We start from the raw sequence: 16,276 nt of genomic DNA, 5'->3' as shown, positions 1-16,276 counted from the left end.
AATTCAGTCGCGGTACGGCCGCAGCAGCGCATCCTCCTCTTCCGGGCGGCCACGGCCGGGATCGAGGGCCTCGTAGCGGCGTGAGCGACCCGCGACATGGGCACGGCTCAGGCGATGCTCGATCCCGCCGTGGAGGCTGATGAAGCTCTCGGGCCAGCCGCCGGCGAGCTGCGGCCGCTCGTGCACCCGGCCGGCGTAGCGGACGTCGTTGCGGTTCAACCGGTACTGCACGTCCGGGTAGACATCCGAGAGGACGCCATCGACGCGGTTGAACCGCGGCAGACCGATCGAGCGGACTGCATCGGCCCCGGCCAGTGCGGCGAGTGCGGGCAGGAGGCGGCCGGTCGCCGGATCGAGCGTCTCGTCGGCGTCGAGCTGCAGCATCCAGGCATGGCGAGCCAGGGCCTGGAGCGCGTTGCGCTGCGCGGCGAAGTTGCCTTCCAGCGGCCGGGCGGTCACGCGCACCGCCCCCGCCGGAAACCCGGCGACCGACACCGCGCCGGGCGGGGTGACGTCGGAATCCAGCAGGATTGCGATGTCGTCGGTCCAGCCCACTTGCGCCGGCAGGCTCGTGAGGACCGCATCGAGCTCGGACTGACGGCAGAGCAGGCCGAGCGAGACGGGACGTCCTTCCGAGGCGTCGAGGGTGTAGAGGGCGGCACGCGCGGCGTGCCCGTCATGGGGATGGCGCAGGGCTGCACGGCCCTCGGCGTCGAGCGGGCGGACGCCGCGTCCAAGCCCGGTGGCAGCGCTGCGGAGGGTGTAGAGGTCGAGCCCGTAGGTCGCGTCCGGATCGGATACGAACACCTGCGCCGCGAGAGCCTCGGCCAGATGCGCGCGACAGCGGGATGCGTCCGCCCCGCCTTCGAGCAGGACGCCGCAGGAGGCGCAGGCGAACGGAAACAACCGCCGCCGCCCATCCGGGTAGATCAGGTGCCGCGTGCTCGGCGCGAGCATGTCGGCCGCGCAGACGAAGCATCGGCGCATGGTCATCACTGCGGCATCCTCGAATCCCGGCGAAACTCTGGTTGCACCGGGCCGGCGCCTTACCTTCGCTGTTCCGCGACCTTTCAAACCCCGAGCCCCTGCCGCAAGTGCCCGCCGATTTCGATCGTCCCGAAGCAGAACGCTTGACTTTGCCCCCCACCGCGTCCCTGGCGATCGTCGGCAATGCGCCGGAAATCGGCGCAGCGGCGGGTGTGATCGATGACGCGGACTGCGTCGTGCGCTTCAACAATGCGGAGGGGTTCGGTCGCCGCACCGGCTCGCGGGTCACCCACCTCGCCCTGGTGAATCGCGGCGGGCAGATGCGGGAATGGCTGGCGGACCGGGCTTTTCTCGAGCGCCCGGTGGTCCGGGCGGCGCAGGCCTTCATCCTGCCGTTCCCGATGCTGCCGGCGGAAGAGAACGGCCCCGAGCCGATCTGCTGGACTCGCGAAGCCTTGGCGCTGTTACGCCCCACGGGCCGCCCGATCCACATCCTCTCCGAGGACCTTCACGACCGGGCGCGGTCTGTGCTGGAGCCCCTCACGGCCGGGCGCCCGAACCCGAGCACCGGCTTCCTCGTGACGCTTGCGCTCCTGAACGACCGCCCCCTCGTAGCCGATCCGGCGCAGGCCTACGGCTTCGGGTTCGCGGGCTGGCCCGGACATCCCTGGGCCGCCGAGCGCGCGTGGTTCGCTGAAGCCCAGGCGGCCGGGCGTGTGCGCCTGCACCCTCTCGCAGAATGATCCGCTTGTCATGTCCACGCTGATCACGGTGCTGAAGAGCGGCGGCCGCTACGACGCGTTCTGGGTCGAGCGACTGGCCCGCGGCGTGCGCCGCCACGCACCGGCCTTCGAGCGGATCCTTTGCCTCACAGACCTGCCACTCGTCGTCGAGGGCGTGGAGCGCGTGCCCCTGCGCCACGCCTGGCCGGCCTGGTGGGCGAAGATGGAGGCGTTCCGCCCCGGTCTCACCGAGGGCACGACGCTGCTCTGCGACCTCGACACCGTCTTCACCGGTCCGGCCGACGCCCTGGCCGAGCCCGGCCTCGCGGCGATGGAGGACTACTTTCACAAGAGCCGCCTTTCCAGCGCGCTCCTGCGCTGGACCGGGGACGAACTCGCCGGGCTCTACGAGCGCTTCTCGGCCGAGCCTGAGCGCTGGATGACGGCCGGGTCCTGCGGCCCGGTCCCCAACGCCGTGCACGGCGATCAGGTCGTCATCGACCATCTGCTGCGCGAGGCAGGTGTGCGGCCGACCTTCTTCCAAGACATCGCGCCGGACCTGTTCGACTTCTACGACCCCCGACGCGCCGCTCACGGCCCTGTCGTGATCTTCATCGGGGAATCCAAGCCGGACACCGTCCGCGGACCGGTCCACGAGGCCTGGGCCGGCGCTTGAGGCGTGCAGCTCGGCCCGGACGGCGCTCCAGCTGTGGTGACAGCCGATCGGCGTCTGGCAAATGGCGATCCTTCTTCCATCATCAGCAACAGCAGGCCGCCGAGAGAGACGTGAACGCTCACCTTTCGGCCGGACTAGAATCCGGGGGCCCCTCGGTGATCCCTTCCGCCGCGCCGGCGTTGATTGGTTCGTGTGATGCCGCGGGAGGACACGAGCCATGACGAAGCTTTTCATCGCGCGGGTGCGCAATGCTGGCGGTGAGCGCCCGCTCGTGACCGTGCGGGCCGCAGCGGAGGGCGAAGCGCGCCTGTTCGTCGAGGCGGCCTATCCGGAGGACGAGATCGTCGAGATTGCGGAACCCGGCGAATGGGTGAGCGACAGCGACACGGGAACGAAGAACGGCGACGTGCGCGAGCATCCGGGCACTGCGTGGCAGGCGCCGACGGGCCGGGCGTAGCGCCCGGCCATGTCCTGCCTGCCCGAGGATGTACGCGCCCTCGCGCTGATGCTGCCGGAAACGGTCGAGGGGGCGCATCAGGGCCATCCGGATTACCGGGTCGGCGGGCGGATCTTCGCAACGCTCTGGACCGATGAGGCGCGGGTGGTCGTGCGGCTGACGCCCGCGGCGCAAGCCCTGTGGCTGGAGGCCGAGCCGGACGCGTTCGAGCCCGTGCCGGGCGCCTGGGGCGCGCGTGGCTGGACGAGCCTCGAACTCGACCTTGCCGAAGAGGAGACCTTGCGCGGCGCGTTGCTGACCGCTTGGCGGATCGTGGCGCCGCCCGGTCTCGTTGCCCGCTATGAGGGTCTCGCGCTCGATCCTTGAGTGCGGCTCAGCTTCTCAGCCCCGGCGCTTCCTGTCCGGTGCTCGCCACGTATTCCGAGTAGCCCCCACCATATTGGCGGATCCCGTCCCCGGAGACTTCGAGCACCCGGTTCGAGAGGGCTGCCAGGAAATGCCGATCGTGGCTGACGAACAGCATCGTGCCCTCGAAGCCGGCCAGCGCGTTGATCAGCATTTCCTTGGTGGCGATGTCGAGGTGGTTGGTCGGCTCGTCGAGGACGAGGAAATTCGGCGGGTCGTAGAGCATCTTGGCCATCACCAGCCGCGCCTTCTCGCCACCGGACAGCACCCGGCAGGGCTTCTCCACGTCGTCGCCGGAGAAGCCGAAGCAGCCGGCCAGCGCCCGCAGCGAGCCCTGGCCGGCCTGCGGGAACGTGCTCTCCAGATCCTCGAACACGGTCAGGTCGCCGTCGAGCAGGTCCATGGCGTGCTGGGCGAAATAGCCGAGCTTGACGCTGCCGCCGACGGCAACCGTGCCGGAATCGGGCTGCGCCGTGCCCGTGATGAGCTTCAGGAGCGTCGATTTCCCGGCGCCGTTGATGCCCATCACGCACCAGCGCTCCTTGCGGCGGATCGCGAAGTCGAGGCCTTCGTAGATGATGCGGCTGCCGTAGCGCTTGTGCACGCCCTTGAGCATCGCGACGTCGTCGCCCGAGCGCGGCGCCGGCTGGAACTCGAAGGCGACGGTCTGGCGGCGGCGCGGCGGCTCGACCCGCTCGATCTTGTCGAGCTTCTTCACCCGGCTCTGGACCTGCGCGGCGTGGCTGGCGCGGGCCTTGAAGCGCTCGATGAACTTGATCTCCTTGGCGAGCATCGCCTGCTGGCGCTCGAACTGCGCCTGCTGATGCTGCTCGTTCAGCGCCCGCTGCTGCTCGTAGAAGCCGTAATCACCGGAATAGGTGGTGAGCGTGCCGCCATCGATCTCGATGACCTTGGAAACGATGCGGTTCATGAACTCGCGATCGTGCGAGGTCATCAGCAGCGCGCCGTCATAGCCCTTGAGGAAGGCTTCGAGCCAGATCAGGCTTTCGAGGTCGAGGTGGTTGCTCGGCTCGTCGAGCAGCATCACGTCGGGGCGCATCAGGAGGATGCGGGCGAGCGCCACGCGCATCTTCCAGCCGCCCGAGAGCCGGCCGACATCGCCGTCCATCATCTCCTGGGAGAAGCCGAGACCGGCCAAAACCTCGTAGGCGCGTCCTTCGAGCGCGTAGCCGTCGAGTTCCTCGAAGCGCGCCTGCACCTCGCCGTAGCGCTCGATGAGCGCCTCCATCTCGTCGCCCCGGTCGGGATCGGCGAGACCGGCCTCCAGCTCCTTCAGTTCGGCCGCGACGACGCTGACCGGGCCCGCGCCGTCCATCACCTCGGCGACCACCGTGCGTCCGGCCATCTCGCCGACATCCTGGCTGAAATAGCCGATGGTGATGCCGCGCTCGGAGGAGACCTGCCCTTCGTCGGGCTGCTCCTGTCCGGTCATCATCCGGAAGAGGGTGGTCTTGCCGGCGCCGTTCGGGCCGACGAGGCCCGCCTTCTCACCCTTCTGAAGGGCGGCGGACGCCTCGATGAAGACGATCTGACGACCGTTCTGCTTGCCGATCTTGTCGAGGCGAATCATGCGTCCGCGAGGCCTGATTGGTAATTTGGGGGCTGTGTGCCGGTGAAGGAGCGCCCGCGCCTTACGCCAAGGGCGCAGCGAGCGGAAGCGGAGCGGCTTCAGGGCAGATCCGCTTCCTGCGACCGAGGAGTTTTCGGCTGCCTGCGCCTGACAGACCAGGGCAGGCAGAGAAGCGATGAAATCGTACTATGTGAAGCAAATCTGGCTGCAGCAACGTCGATAGAACTACCGACTTTATGATAACATAGGTTGTTGCTGGCTAAATTTGCCAAATCGCGCTCAGAGTTGCAGCTTATTAACCGTGCCTGCCTCACATTATTGTGATCCGAGGCGGCCAGGGCTGCGCGCGGATGCTTTTTGACGGTCCCCGGGACGCGAACAGATGCGCTGGTTCACAAATCTCAAGATCATCGGAAAACTCGCCATTCCGGTGGCGCTGGTCGCCCTGGTCGCGGCCGGCATCGTCGGTCTGGCGCGTGACACGCTCGGCCAGTTGCAGCGCGGGACGCAGGACGTCGTCGATGTGCGCGCGGCTCGGGTCATCACCGCAATGCAGACCGCGCTCGCCATCGACGAAGCCGTGATCAGCGAGAAGAACATCATCATCGAGACCGACGCCTCGATCCTGTCGGCGCAGCATACGCAATTCGAGGACGCGCGGGCGCGGGCGTTTGCCGGCGCAGACCACCTGATCGCCATCGCGGATACCGACGCGCGTCGGACGATGCTGACCGAGGTCAAAGCGACGATTTCCGGCTTCTTCACGACGGTCGAGCGTTCGATCGCTCTGGGGCTGAAGAATCAGAAGGAGCAGGCGGCCAAGGTCTCTTCGGAAGAGGTGCGCCCGGTCCGGACAAAGGCGATCGAGGCGATCCAGAAGCGCATTGCGGCGAATATCAGCGATCTCGAGGTTGCCAAACGGCAGGCCGCCGATGTCGGCACGTCCGCGGCCCTCGCGCTGACGGTCATCGCGGTCGCCGGCCTGCTGCTGGCCTTCGGGCTGCTTGGGGTGATCGTGATCGTGGGGGTCGTGCGCCCCATCGGCCGGCTCGTGCGCGTGCTTCAGCGGATGGCCGAAGGCGAGGTCGAGACCGAGATCGCCGAAGCGCGCCGTGGCGACGAGATCGGCGCCGTCGCCCGCGCCGTCGAAGCCATCAAGGCGCTCGTGGCGCGCAAGGCCGCCGAGCAGGCGGAACTGAAGCGCGTGGCGGATGAAGCCGCTGCGATCGAGCGCCGCCGCACCATGATCGAGTTGGCCGACGGCTTCGAGCGTGCCGTCGGCGGTGTCGTCGGGATGGTGTCGTCCTCCGCCACCGAGCTACAGGCCACCGCTCAGCAGATGACCGCGACCGCGACCGAGACCGCCAGCCAATCGACCACCGTCGCGGCCGCGGCGGAGGAGGCGGCCTCCAATGTCGGCACCGTGGCCGCCGCCGCGGAGGAACTTGGTGCCTCGGTCCACGAGATCGGCCGGCAGGTCGGTGCGTCGGCGGACATGGCGCAGCGCGCGGTCGGCGAGGCGGACCACAGCGCCGCCCTCATCCATGAATTGAGCCAGGCCGCCGCGCGGATCGGTGACGTGGTGAACCTCATCGCCACCATCGCCAGCCAGACCAACCTGCTCGCGCTCAACGCCACCATCGAGGCGGCGCGGGCAGGGGAGGCGGGGCGTGGCTTTGCCGTGGTCGCGAGCGAGGTAAAGGAACTCGCCGCGCAGACCTCGCGGGCGACGGAAGAGATTTCCGGGCAGATCGCGCATATCCAGGGCGCCACCGGTCAGGCGGTGACGGCGATCGGCGGCATTACCGGACGCATCCGCGAGATCAACGCGGTGGCGACGACGATTGCCGCGGCCGTGGAGGAGCAGGGCGCTGCGACCCAGGAGATCGTGCGCAACGTCTCCCAGGCGGCCGCGGGCGCGGGCGAAGTCACCAGCAACATCGCGGGCGTGGCGCAGGCATCGGAGGAAACCGGAGCCGCCGCCACACAGGTTCTGGCCTCAGCCTCCGAGCTGTCGCAGCAATCCGAACATCTGCGGGCGGAAGTCGCACACTTCCTCGCGACGGTGCGCGCGGCCTAAAGCATCGTCCCGAAAGCCGGCAACCACCTTTCGGGACGATGCTCCAAGCCGGACCCCGCACGAATTGAAAAAGGGGACGCCTCGCGGCGTCCCCATTTTTTCGTTCGTCGAGCGGGTTTCGAAAGAAGTCACCGAGCGCCGGAACCCCGGATCGAATGGTGCCTCAGCCCGGTACCTTCTTATGGGTCACGGCAGCGGCCACTTCGTCAGGCCGGACCTCGTCGCCGCTCACCGCGCCCGAAAGCGCTGCGGCGTGGAGGGCCAGTACGGGCACGAAGACGAGCGCCATCATCAGCGCCACAACGAGCACTACGCTGCCGTTACCGCCGGATTTCGCCGCGCGAGAGCGCGCACGGCGGGAAATGACATTGGAGTCAGTCATGGCTCACCTTTTTGTCGGACCAGCCGCCAAGGCCGGTCGCGGGTGAGCCGGATCAGACGATCAGGCGCAGAACACGCGGATGGCCGAAGGCGGCGTGGTCGATCGACTACTGTCGTCGGGCATTGGGGTCGGAAGTTCCTGTGGAGCCGCGCATCGCGCGCACGGCGACGATGAGCAGACAACGCGCGCTTGCAGGATCGGTTCGATCCCGTCAAGTCCGAACGTCGTTGCGCGTTGTGAATGTGCGCGGTCGTCGCGGTTCGACATCATCGGCGATCGGCGGCGGACCTGCGCGAACGCGTGCGGTGCAACGCGCGTTGGAACACCATGTCGAACGACACGATCATCTGGACGCAGGGCGGCATCGCCGAGGTGCCGCTGCAACGCTTTACCGGCCGAATCGGCGCGATCGAGGTCGCCACCGTCGAGTATGACGGGTCGAACCGCCTCTGGACGTGGTGGAGCCCGCTCGCCGAGGACATCTGGGGCCATGCGCAGGAGCCGGATGGAGCCAAGCAGGCGGCCGAACTCTGGCTGCGCGGCTGGCTCGAGAATTTCCGGCCTTTCTTCGAGGCGGGCCGCTGACGGCATCAGGCGGCGACCGGCGCCGCGTCCCGGCTGCGCCACATGTAGCGGGCGAGGATCGAGCGGTACGGCGCGAACTGCGCGGCCACCGCGACCGTTTCTTCTGTCCCCGTGAGCCGTCGCAGGACGCCGACCGCGGCCACGTCGCCGACGGGCCAGATATCCGGATCGAGACAGTGGAAGATGCCGGCCATGTCGGCCGTCCACGGCCCGACCCCGCGGATACGGCACAGAACCGCCGAGCGCTCGGCATGCGGGTACGTCGCGAGTTCCGGGCCGAGCAGGCCGGCCTCCTCCGCCTCGCGGATGGCGTGGAGCGCCCGCACCTTGTTCGCCGAGACGCCGCAGCCGCGCAAGAGAACCTCGGTGCCTGGAACGAACAGATCGCGCGGCGTCCCGTCCTGGGCCGCGGCGGCCGCCTCGATCCGGGTCCAGATCGAGAGGGCGGCCTTCGTCGAGAGCTGCTGGTTGACGACCTCGACGAACAGGCGCTCGGCAAGGCTCGCATGTGCGGGCGGCGCGATCTCGATCAGGCCGATTGCCGCGATGGCGGCTCGCAACGGCTCCGCGACCGTGGCGGCCGTTCCGAGCATCCTTTCGTAGATCTGTGCGTCGAGCATCTTCTTCCTGGGGCGACGATGACCACGGCCGGGAAACGCCCGGCATGGTCCGCCGCTCCGTCTTCCTGCCTCCGCGTCTCGTCCGCAGTGGCCGCGCGGCCCCTTGATCAGAAGCGCGTGGTCAGCGCTGTCAGCCAATCCGGCGAGGCGTCGACCAGGGCGGTTTCGAGCGCCCGATCATAGCCCGACAGAATCAGGGCACCGGTGGCGACAAGGATCACGCCGAGCGCGAGCTTGAGCCCCTTGCCGAGGCTCATCATCCGCGCGCGCCAACGGATCAGCACCTCGCGCGACAGCATCCCGAGGGCGATGAGGGGGAGGGCGGCCCCGAACCCGAACACCAGCATGGTGACCGCCACACCGCCGAGGTCGCGCCCCTGGGCAGCCAGCAGGGAGGCCGCGCCGAGGGTCGGACCGACGCAGGGGCTCCATACGGCACCGAGGAGGAGGCCGACGGCGAACTGTCCCGCCAGCCCGGCGGTCGAAACCCCGCCGAATCGCTGCTCCGCCCAGTTGCTCAACGGCCCGGCCGCAACGGCGAACCGATTCTGCGCCGCCGGTACGATCAGGATGATGCCGAGCAGCACCAGCAGTACCGCCCCGATGGCGCGAAACCGGTCGCCATCGAGGCCGAGCGCGAACCCGATCGTCGCGATGAACAGCCCGATTGCGACGAAGGAGAGCGCCAGACCGGCGGCGAGCACCAAGGGTCCGAGGCGATGCTCCGCGACCGCCGCGCCGAGCACCAGCGGAAGCAGCGGCAGCACGCAGGGCGACAGCACCGAGAGGAGGCCGGCGAGGAAGGCGAGGCCGAGATGGCTGGCCATGGTGCGGCTCGAAACCCTTCCCCGAAACGTCCGCAGTCACACGCCGTCCGGATCGCCTCGGCCGGGTGCCCTCGTCTCCCAGCTTTCTGTACAGGCGAACGCCGTGCCCCGCATCGGCCGCCCGCCTTCCCTTGGTGCCGCATCCCAGGCGGCCCTCTGTCTTCGCCGCCGTGCCGCTCCGCGCGCCCTGCCATAGCACGCCGCTCAACCGTGCCCGGCTCACCTGGGCCCATGCATCGGCGCGGACGCATTCCCCCGGATCAGCTCGCGGCCGGCATAGAGGCCGCCGACGACCTGCAGGTCGAGGCGCTCCGCGTCGCGCCGGCGATCCCCGGCCATGATCTCGCCGGCCGCGTCCAGGTCGGCCCCGATCGTCAGCAGCGCCTGCTCACCCAGCGCGAAGGCGGATTCGAGCGTCTCGCGGATCTGGTAGGCGACGCCCGCCTCGATCAGTTCCACTGCGTGCTCGCGGTCACGGGTGTGTTTAGGCGTCCAATTCTGGTTCATCCGCACTTTCGGTGCTGGCGAGACTCCGTTCGGCCAAGCTCTACGGGTCGACTTCAGGCGGCATGGAGGACACGCTGGCGCAGAAGATCGAACTTCGCGCGGCCGTACATGCTCCGCTTGATCCGTTTGAGCGGATTGACCTGTCCCTCGACGGAGCCGTTGCTCCAAGGCTGGACGATGGCCGCGCGTACGGCAGCCTCGTCCTGCCGGCGCCCGGTGACGAAGCCGCCGAGATCGGTCTTGCCTGCGGCCTCGAGCCAAGGCGTCAGTCCTGCCGGATCTCCTTTGCGCAGGAGATCGGCGAAGGCCCGCACATTCTCGACGGCTTGCCTGAGCTTCGGGGCAGCGACGCAGAGTGCGTCGGTGAAGGCGCGATCCTCCGGCAGCAGCGTCGCCGGATCGCCGGTCAGCCATCGGGTGATGCGCCGTGTCGAGGGGATCCGAGCGGACGCCGGTCTGACCGACGCCCCTGATCGCTGTCGCGCAGCCCAGCGTCGGACGATGTCGTAGCCGCCCGTGAAGCCCTGGGCGCGCAGTTCGCGATGAAGAACGGTCGCGCTGCGCTCGCCCTCCTGCCAACATGTCGCGACGAAGGGGAGATGACGGTCGAGCCGGCTCGGACCTGGGGCTCGGCGTTAGGGCCTGAACCGGCCGGCTCGAACCCAGCGGCGCACGGTGTTGCGGGATGCGCCGATACGGCGGGCGATCTCTTTGGTCGGCATTCCTTCGCCGTGGAAGCGCAAGGCTGTCTCGCAGCGGTCCCGCCGTTGGTTATGCACCTCCGATGTTGGCGCGCTCTCCGTCGTATGGGGGCCATCGGAGGAGGCGTGCACGAGGCGATGCGCCACGTCCCGGATCTCGGACTGGTGCCGCTCGACGATGCCGCGCAGCGCCTCCGAAGCATTGACCAACAGGTGCCAGCGATCCGCGACCTGCGTCGCCGTCGGTGCCCCCGTGCGCGCGGCCTCGGCGTAGGGTCCCGAACGGTCACGGCTGACGACGGTCACGCTCGGATGGGCGGTGAGCCAGTCCCGCGACGACGGATCAGGCGCAGGACGTTGTCGCCGCTGACAGGCACGGCCAGCCGCCGCGACAACCGCGCGCCGGCCTCACCACCCAGCACCATGCCGATGTCGGCCTGCGCCTCGGCCAACCGGTCGCTGCGGCGCGCCTTGCGCGCACCCACCCCCGGCACGCGTTCGGCAAAGATCCGCCCCGGGCAATAGCCGCAGCGGAAGCGGCGCACCTGCACCCGCCACGTCACCGACCGGTCCTGCCAGGGCAGGTCCTTGAACGTCCGCCAATACCTGCCGTGCACCCACACTGAGGCACGCCCGCAGACCCGACAGGACGCCTGGGCCGCCGTGGTCCGGGCGGTGATCAGGCGCCCCGTTCCATCCAGCGTCAGGTCATCGACGTGCAGGCCGTCCGGGACCGACGGCATCGACGGGTTCGAGATCGGCATCGCGCTGCCCTCGGGCCACCATGCGAATCAACGCCCAAACTACCGCTCAGCACCAAAAGTGCGGAAGAACCCTTATTCCACGCCTAAACACAGCCCAACCTGGCTGAGGGTGAGACCGAACAGGTCCGACAAGGCCGCCATGCAGCCGCTCGTAGGACAGCACCTTGAAAGTCTTGAGATACGTCGCCACAGCATGCAGCCGCGGGCCGAACGGCGTGCCGCGCGCCGCCCCCGGCACCGGTGCGACCACCCGCGCCCCGCAGGTCGGGCATTGCACAACGAGTCGCCGATGCTGGGTGACGACCGGCGCCACCTCCGGCAACTTGATCCGCTCGGAGACGCTGACGCATTCGGCGGAAAGATCGCCGTGTAGGGCGCCACCGCAGCACGCGCAGCGGTCGGGCCGATGCTCGACGACCGCGTCGGGATTGTCGCTCATCACCCGGCTATGGTCCTCGTGGGCCCTCGTGCCCGGGTTTGGCCCCGCCGGGCTTGGATTGCTCGCGCCGCTCCTTGCGCTCGGTCGCTGGCGGCTTCGAGGACGTGCGCGAGGTCTTCTCTGGACGCTGCAGCCGCAGCACCAGCGCGATCAGTGCCTCGCGGCTCAATCGCTCAAGATCGCTGCGACCCATCCATTGAGGGAATCAGCGAAACCCGACCCGCGCAGGGGGGGAATTTCTTATGTGTGGCTGTATAATTGTGGCATGCGCCCACAATCAGACTCGACATGCAGTTCTCTGTAAAAATGGAGGTTCAAATGGACAGTCATGATGATATGAATTTTAGCGATGCAGATAGGCTTGCCGAGGAACTACATAGGCAGTGGGAAATATACGAAGAAAAAATATCAAATATGGAAGAGCTGGACTTAGGGTTGATTAGATACGGATTGGCGAATCAATTTGATGTAATCGTCGCAGAAGCTTTGGACTGCATAATAACACTCGACGCTATAGATGAATTTACAGATGAGATTTTGTTTTTAGTAAAAAATAACAAATCTTGGATAATAAAAGGAAGACTTCGACTTTGCATTGCGTTATCTAAAAAAGATATCTTCGAAGAATCAAAGATGCATTTGGCCAAAAATCGAGATTCTTATTACAGAATTTGGGAATCAGCTGCTATATACATTGAAACTCATGATAAGAAATTTTTGGAGAAGCTTATAAGTGTGGCAAATTCAAATTCAAAAAATTTAAGGCATCGCTCCCTCGCAAATTCGCTGTCAACATTTATACATGAAAGAGAGGCAAAACACTTGTAGAATGGTAATTTAATAAAATATAATTAGTTAAAATTTAATAATATATTTTGCGGGTGAGAATTTACAGTAAATATATTATGTATAGTGTATGTTTAAAAAAAATTTCTTGAACCATCTAGTGGTCTGAGTTAGAAGTTCGTTGGCAGAAGCGTTTGATGCTGGCGAGGATGGCGTCGGCTGACTTGGTCCAGACGAACGGCTTCGGCTCGGCGTTGGTCTGGTCGATGTAGGCGTGGATGGCGGCTTCAAGATCGCCCGTGGTCTCGAACACGCCGCGTTGAAGCTGGCGCCGCGTCAGCAGCGCGAACCAGCCCTCGACGAGGTTGAGCCAAGAGGCCGAGGTCGGCGTGAAGTGCAGGTGCCAGCGCGGACGCTTCAGCAGCCAGTCGTGGATGAGCTTGGTCTTGTGTGTGGCCGCGTTGTCGAGAACCAGGTGCACATCGAGATCCTTCGGCACATCGGCCTCGACCTGATCGAGAAAGGCGCGGAACTCGATGGAGCGATGACGCCGTGCGCAAGGGCCGATGACGCGACCGGCCTGTACGTCGAGCGCCGCGAACAGGTCGGTCGTACCAGCCCGTCGGTAGTCGTGGGTCTGGCGCTCGGGCTGGCCGGGGCGCATCGGCATCACCGGCGCGGTGCCGGTCAGCGCCTGGATCTGCGGCTTCTCATCGACACACAGCACCACGGCGCGGTGCGGTGGGGCCATGTAGAGGCCGACGACATCCCGGACCTTGTCGACGAAAGCCGGGTCGGTCGACAGTTTGAAGGCCTCGATCTTGTGCGGCTGCAGCCCGAAGGCACGCCAGATCCGCGAGACCATGGTCTGGCTCATGCCGACCCGCCGGGCCATGGCGCGTGTCGACCAGTGGGTGGCGTTCTCCGGCTGGCTCTCCAGGGTGCGCGTGATCATCTGTTCGATCTCGGTATCCGCGACCTGGCGCGGAGCGCCGGACCGGGGCAGGTCGACGAGACCGTCGAGGCGGTGCGCCAGGAAACGGGCGCGCCATGTCGTGACGCTCATGCGGCTGACGCCGAGCGCACGAGCGATGCCGCTGTTGGTCGAACCCGGCTCAGCGCAGGCCAGCACGATGCGCGCACGCTCGGCGAGAGCCTGGCCGACATTGCGACGGCGCACCAGGCCTTGCAGCCGCGTGCGCTCATCCCCGGTCAGATCAAGGTGCGCTGGCTTGGGACCACGGGCCATCGTAGCGACCTCCTCGTAGAAGGCCGCCACATGGTGCTCGCGCGACAAAACCGCAAGGAAACTTCCAACTCACACCACTAGAGGCCGGCCTTCTGCCGCAAGCGCGCGATGCTCTCCTGCGCCTGCGCGAGCAGGGCTTCCACGTCGACGCGGGTGTGGCGGCCGTTCTCCTTGTGCACCACGCCGTCCACCATGACGAAGTCGACATTGGCGGGCTGGGCCGCATGGGTGAGCATGAAGTCCACCGTACCGGCAGGCGCGGTGTTGATCGCATCGCGGCGCACCGCGATCACGTCGGCGCGCTTGCCGGGCGTCAGCGAACCCGTGGTCTGCGCGATCCCCAGGCCGCGCGCGCCGCCGATGGTCGCCCATTCGAGAACGCGCCGGTCCGTCAGCGCGCCCTGGTCCTCGCGCAGGCCGCGCGCGAGGTCGGCGGTGATCCGCATGACGCCGAACATGTCGGCGTGCCCCGCCAGCACCATGTTGTCGACCGAGAGCCCCATCTCGACGCCGGCATCGGCCATGTCGGCGATGGCGGGCCGGCCGTAGCCGACCTCGAGTTCCGTCCAGGGGCTGATCGAGATCGGCGAGCCGCTTTCGGCGACCAGGCGCAGGTCGTCCCGACTGGCATGCGTGGCGTGGACGAGTTGGACGTCCGGTCCGAGCAGCCCGTCGCGGTGCATGACGACGATGTTGCCCCTGGCCGCCGCCGCCCGGTCGGAGGCGACATGGGCGGTGATCGGCAGGCCGAGCGAGCGCGCCGCTTCCCATTCCCGGCGCCAGACCGACGCGGCCGAGCGGTCCGGCCCGCGCGCGCAGATGCCGAGCGAGAGAAGGCCGGCGCTCTCGCGGGCGAAGTGCCGATCGCGCATGCGCTCCAGGTCCGAAAGGTCCATCGCCGCGTCTTCGCCGAGCGCCTGCGGATAGCCGTAGGCGAAGCGTCCGCGCAGGCCGGAAGCGGCGAGCGCCTCGCGCTCGGCTTCGGCGAAGTCCGGCCCTTTCACGTTGTGCGCCCAGTTGTGGACGGTGGTGATGCCGGCGTGGATCGCTTCCGCCGCGGCGAGGCGCACGCCGAGGGCGCTCGCCTCCGGCGTCCAGGCGCGGGCGAGCGGGGCCATGGTCTTGCCGAAGGGGCCGAGCCGGCTCTGCGGCAGGCCGCGCGCCAGCGAGTTCCACATGTGCCAGTGGGTGTCGACGAAGCCCGGCATGACGACGCAGCCGCTCATGTCGCGGCGCGCGACCCCCGGCGCCGCGATCGCGGCGGCGACCCTCACGATCGCGCCGTCGCGCACGTGCACGTCGCCCCGTTCGAGATCGCCGACCGACGGATCCATGCTGACGACGAAGCCGCCGGAGAGGACGACCTCGGGCGGCCCGCCCGCCGCGCCGGTCGCCTGGGCGGAGCCGGCACGGCTGGGAAGCGTGGCGGCGGCCAGGAAGGCGCCTGCGGACAGGAGAACGTCGCGGCGGCGGGCGGTCATGCGGGGGCTCCGGATTGGTGGCGGGATCTGGAAAGGGTGCGGGCGCCGCCGGGGACGGCGGCGCTCCGGCACCAAGCGTCCATGTCCGGCAAGGGGCAGTGCCGCGGGGCGATCGTTCGGCGGTCGCGCGCGGGCGCGACGGCTCAGCTCGGTGCGGCGTCCAAGAGAAGGCGCCGATCTTCGCCGAGCGGTCGGGCAAGGGATTCCGCCCAGATCGCGTTGAGCGGCTCGTTGTAGGGCTGCGCGAGATGCGCCTCGTGCGCCGCCGCGTTAGTCCAACGCTCCATGATGAAGAAGGTGCCTTCGTCGTCCTCGTGGCAGTAGACGTCGAAGGCGAAGTTGCCCGGCGCGGCGCGCGACGGCTCGACCACGTCCAGAAGAGCCTGCTGGAAGGCTTCGCGCTTCTCCGGCTTGACGTGGAGGGTGACGGCGACGTTGCGCGTGGCGGCCGGGTCCGTGATCGGCTTTTCCGGCGCCATCGGCGAGAGGCGCACCAGATGCAGCTCCTGCGGCGCGCCGTTCAGGTCGCTTTCGACGCGGTCGACGACGGCCTGAAGGTGCGGCGTCTGGCCATGTGCCTCGACCGCGGCCTCGTCGGCCCAGCGCTCCATCAGGAGCAGCTCGTTGCCACAGTCCGCGCGGCGGTAGGCGTCGAAGGAGACGTTGCCGGCCTCCGCGCGCGAGGCGCGCGCGTTCGCGCGCATCACCGCCAGGAACCCGTCCATCGCCTCCGGTTTGACGGAGATCGAGGCATAGAACTCGATCGGCGTCGGCGCAGCGTCCTTGGCGGACGCCGCCCCGCCCGGCGACGCTGCGAGAAGGAGGGCGGCAGTCCCCGCCAGGGCCGCGCTCCGGATGGCTGCGTCGAGCGTCTTCGTCATGTCGCGTCATCCTCCGTGTTCTTGTCCGGCCTCGTCGGATCGAGGGCGGTGACAGGGCATTCAAGCGGGCGAGCCGGGCATCGTTCCTGGCAGTCGCAGCAAGGGATTGTTGCGAAAACGGAAAGTCTGCACGTTG

15 protein-coding genes and 3 pseudogenes are annotated in these 16,276 nt (G+C 67.6%); 7 read left to right on the top strand and 11 right to left on the bottom strand.

Annotated features, from left to right (window positions below; genetic code table 11):
* Window positions 1-3: 3 nt before the first annotated feature.
* Window positions 4-987 carry a glycosyltransferase family protein gene (locus Y590_RS00385; protein WP_201026786.1) on the bottom strand — a complete coding sequence of 328 codons (984 nt, stop codon included), beginning with the start codon at window positions 985-987 and terminating at the stop codon, window positions 4-6.
* Between the two features lie 107 nt (window positions 988-1,094).
* Here Y590_RS00385 and Y590_RS00380 point away from each other — a divergent pair, with 107 nt between their 5' ends.
* The 4 genes from Y590_RS00380 (at window position 1,095) to Y590_RS00365 (ending at window position 3,208) form a co-directional block, all read left to right on the top strand.
* Window positions 1,095-1,730 (top strand): glycosyltransferase family 29 protein, encoded by a 636-nt coding sequence (locus Y590_RS00380; protein ID WP_060768157.1) that lies wholly within the window; start codon window positions 1,095-1,097, stop codon window positions 1,728-1,730.
* A gap of 10 nt (window positions 1,731-1,740) precedes the next feature.
* Window positions 1,741-2,385, top strand: coding sequence for a hypothetical protein (locus Y590_RS00375; RefSeq protein ID WP_060768156.1), 645 nt, complete (start codon window positions 1,741-1,743; stop codon window positions 2,383-2,385).
* Between the two features lie 217 nt (window positions 2,386-2,602).
* Window positions 2,603-2,842 (top strand): hypothetical protein, encoded by a 240-nt coding sequence (locus tag Y590_RS00370; RefSeq protein ID WP_060768155.1) that lies wholly within the window; start codon window positions 2,603-2,605, stop codon window positions 2,840-2,842.
* 9 nt (window positions 2,843-2,851) lie between these two features.
* Entirely contained in the window at window positions 2,852-3,208 is a 357-nt protein-coding gene (locus Y590_RS00365) for an MmcQ/YjbR family DNA-binding protein (protein WP_060768154.1), read from the top strand.
* Window positions 3,209-3,215: 7 nt separating this feature from the next.
* On the opposite strand, the gene Y590_RS00360 is transcribed toward Y590_RS00365, so the two are convergent.
* Window positions 3,216-4,838: an ABC-F family ATP-binding cassette domain-containing protein gene (locus Y590_RS00360; protein WP_060768153.1), complete on the bottom strand. Its 1,623-nt coding sequence runs from the start codon at window positions 4,836-4,838 to the stop codon at window positions 3,216-3,218.
* 382 nt (window positions 4,839-5,220) lie between these two features.
* Between Y590_RS00360 and Y590_RS00355 the strand changes: the two genes are divergently transcribed.
* Window positions 5,221-6,918, top strand: a complete 1,698-nt coding sequence (locus Y590_RS00355) for a methyl-accepting chemotaxis protein (protein ID WP_060768152.1) — start codon at window positions 5,221-5,223, stop codon at window positions 6,916-6,918.
* A gap of 163 nt (window positions 6,919-7,081) precedes the next feature.
* Here Y590_RS00355 and Y590_RS00350 read toward each other — a convergent pair whose 3' ends face one another.
* Complete coding sequence (locus tag Y590_RS00350; RefSeq protein WP_060768151.1) at window positions 7,082-7,300, bottom strand: hypothetical protein; 219 nt, start codon at window positions 7,298-7,300, stop codon at window positions 7,082-7,084.
* A 327-nt stretch (window positions 7,301-7,627) separates the two neighbouring features.
* On the opposite strand from Y590_RS00350, the gene Y590_RS00345 reads away from it, so the two are divergent.
* Entirely contained in the window at window positions 7,628-7,885 is a 258-nt protein-coding gene (locus Y590_RS00345) for a hypothetical protein (RefSeq protein WP_060772092.1), read from the top strand.
* A 5-nt stretch (window positions 7,886-7,890) separates the two neighbouring features.
* Here the strand turns inward: Y590_RS00345 and Y590_RS00340 are convergent, their stop codons facing one another.
* The 5 genes and pseudogenes from Y590_RS00340 to Y590_RS25245 all read right to left on the bottom strand — a co-directional run.
* On the bottom strand, window positions 7,891-8,505 hold the full coding sequence (locus Y590_RS00340; protein ID WP_060768150.1) for a DNA-3-methyladenine glycosylase family protein: 615 nt from the start codon (window positions 8,503-8,505) through the stop codon (window positions 7,891-7,893).
* Between the two features lie 107 nt (window positions 8,506-8,612).
* Window positions 8,613-9,332, bottom strand: a complete 720-nt coding sequence (locus Y590_RS00335; protein WP_060768149.1) for a cytochrome c biogenesis CcdA family protein — start codon at window positions 9,330-9,332, stop codon at window positions 8,613-8,615.
* A gap of 219 nt (window positions 9,333-9,551) precedes the next feature.
* Window positions 9,552-9,809, bottom strand: a pseudogene (locus Y590_RS00330) (monovalent cation:proton antiporter-2 (CPA2) family protein); the annotation flags it as partial.
* An 83-nt stretch (window positions 9,810-9,892) separates the two neighbouring features.
* Window positions 9,893-11,283: pseudogene (locus tag Y590_RS25250) on the bottom strand (transposase).
* 111 nt (window positions 11,284-11,394) lie between these two features.
* Window positions 11,395-11,936: pseudogene (locus Y590_RS25245) on the bottom strand (IS66 family transposase zinc-finger binding domain-containing protein); the annotation flags it as partial.
* A 95-nt stretch (window positions 11,937-12,031) separates the two neighbouring features.
* Between Y590_RS25245 and Y590_RS26150 the strand changes: the two are divergent.
* Window positions 12,032-12,571 (top strand): hypothetical protein, encoded by a 540-nt coding sequence (locus Y590_RS26150; protein WP_144439893.1) that lies wholly within the window; start codon window positions 12,032-12,034, stop codon window positions 12,569-12,571.
* Between the two features lie 115 nt (window positions 12,572-12,686).
* On the opposite strand, the gene Y590_RS00315 is transcribed toward Y590_RS26150, so the two are convergent.
* The 3 genes from Y590_RS00315 to Y590_RS00305 all read right to left on the bottom strand — a co-directional run bounded on the left by Y590_RS00315 (window position 12,687) and on the right by Y590_RS00305 (window position 16,140).
* On the bottom strand, window positions 12,687-13,778 hold the full coding sequence (locus Y590_RS00315; RefSeq protein WP_060772091.1) for an IS630-like element ISMex18 family transposase: 1,092 nt from the start codon (window positions 13,776-13,778) through the stop codon (window positions 12,687-12,689).
* A 77-nt stretch (window positions 13,779-13,855) separates the two neighbouring features.
* A complete protein-coding gene (locus Y590_RS00310) occupies window positions 13,856-15,259 on the bottom strand; it encodes an amidohydrolase family protein (RefSeq protein ID WP_060768146.1) in 1,404 nt (467 codons plus the stop codon).
* A 143-nt stretch (window positions 15,260-15,402) separates the two neighbouring features.
* A complete protein-coding gene (locus Y590_RS00305) occupies window positions 15,403-16,140 on the bottom strand; it encodes a putative quinol monooxygenase (RefSeq protein WP_060768145.1) in 738 nt (245 codons plus the stop codon).
* Between the last annotated feature and the right edge of the window lie 136 nt (window positions 16,141-16,276).

Source organism: Methylobacterium sp. AMS5, from assembly GCF_001542815.1.
GTDB lineage: Bacteria > Pseudomonadota > Alphaproteobacteria > Rhizobiales > Beijerinckiaceae > Methylobacterium.
The sequence above is the reverse complement of the archived record's forward strand: the minus strand, read 5'-3'. Positions and strand labels throughout refer to the sequence as shown.

Excerpts from the sequence above, each read along its gene's own strand:
- Y590_RS00385 (WP_201026786.1), bottom strand. The coding sequence starts at position 987 with ATGCGCCGATGCTTCGTCTGCGCGGCCGACATGCTCGCGCCGAGCACG.
- Y590_RS00305 (WP_060768145.1), bottom strand. The coding sequence starts at position 16,140 with ATGACGAAGACGCTCGACGCAGCCATCCGGAGCGCGGCCCTGGCGGGG.
- Y590_RS00340 (WP_060768150.1), bottom strand. The coding sequence starts at position 8,505 with ATGCTCGACGCACAGATCTACGAAAGGATGCTCGGAACGGCCGCCACG.
- Y590_RS00335 (WP_060768149.1), bottom strand. The coding sequence starts at position 9,332 with ATGGCCAGCCATCTCGGCCTCGCCTTCCTCGCCGGCCTCCTCTCGGTG.
- Y590_RS00315 (WP_060772091.1), bottom strand. The coding sequence starts at position 13,778 with ATGGCCCGTGGTCCCAAGCCAGCGCACCTTGATCTGACCGGGGATGAG.
- Y590_RS00360 (WP_060768153.1), bottom strand. The coding sequence starts at position 4,838 with ATGATTCGCCTCGACAAGATCGGCAAGCAGAACGGTCGTCAGATCGTC.
- Y590_RS00350 (WP_060768151.1), bottom strand. The coding sequence starts at position 7,300 with ATGACTGACTCCAATGTCATTTCCCGCCGTGCGCGCTCTCGCGCGGCG.
- Y590_RS00370 (WP_060768155.1), top strand. The coding sequence starts at position 2,603 with ATGACGAAGCTTTTCATCGCGCGGGTGCGCAATGCTGGCGGTGAGCGC.
- Y590_RS00310 (WP_060768146.1), bottom strand. The coding sequence starts at position 15,259 with ATGACCGCCCGCCGCCGCGACGTTCTCCTGTCCGCAGGCGCCTTCCTG.
- Y590_RS00345 (WP_060772092.1), top strand. The coding sequence starts at position 7,628 with ATGTCGAACGACACGATCATCTGGACGCAGGGCGGCATCGCCGAGGTG.
- Y590_RS00365 (WP_060768154.1), top strand. The coding sequence starts at position 2,852 with ATGTCCTGCCTGCCCGAGGATGTACGCGCCCTCGCGCTGATGCTGCCG.
- Y590_RS00375 (WP_060768156.1), top strand. The coding sequence starts at position 1,741 with ATGTCCACGCTGATCACGGTGCTGAAGAGCGGCGGCCGCTACGACGCG.
- Y590_RS00355 (WP_060768152.1), top strand. The coding sequence starts at position 5,221 with ATGCGCTGGTTCACAAATCTCAAGATCATCGGAAAACTCGCCATTCCG.
- Y590_RS26150 (WP_144439893.1), top strand. The coding sequence starts at position 12,032 with ATGCAGTTCTCTGTAAAAATGGAGGTTCAAATGGACAGTCATGATGAT.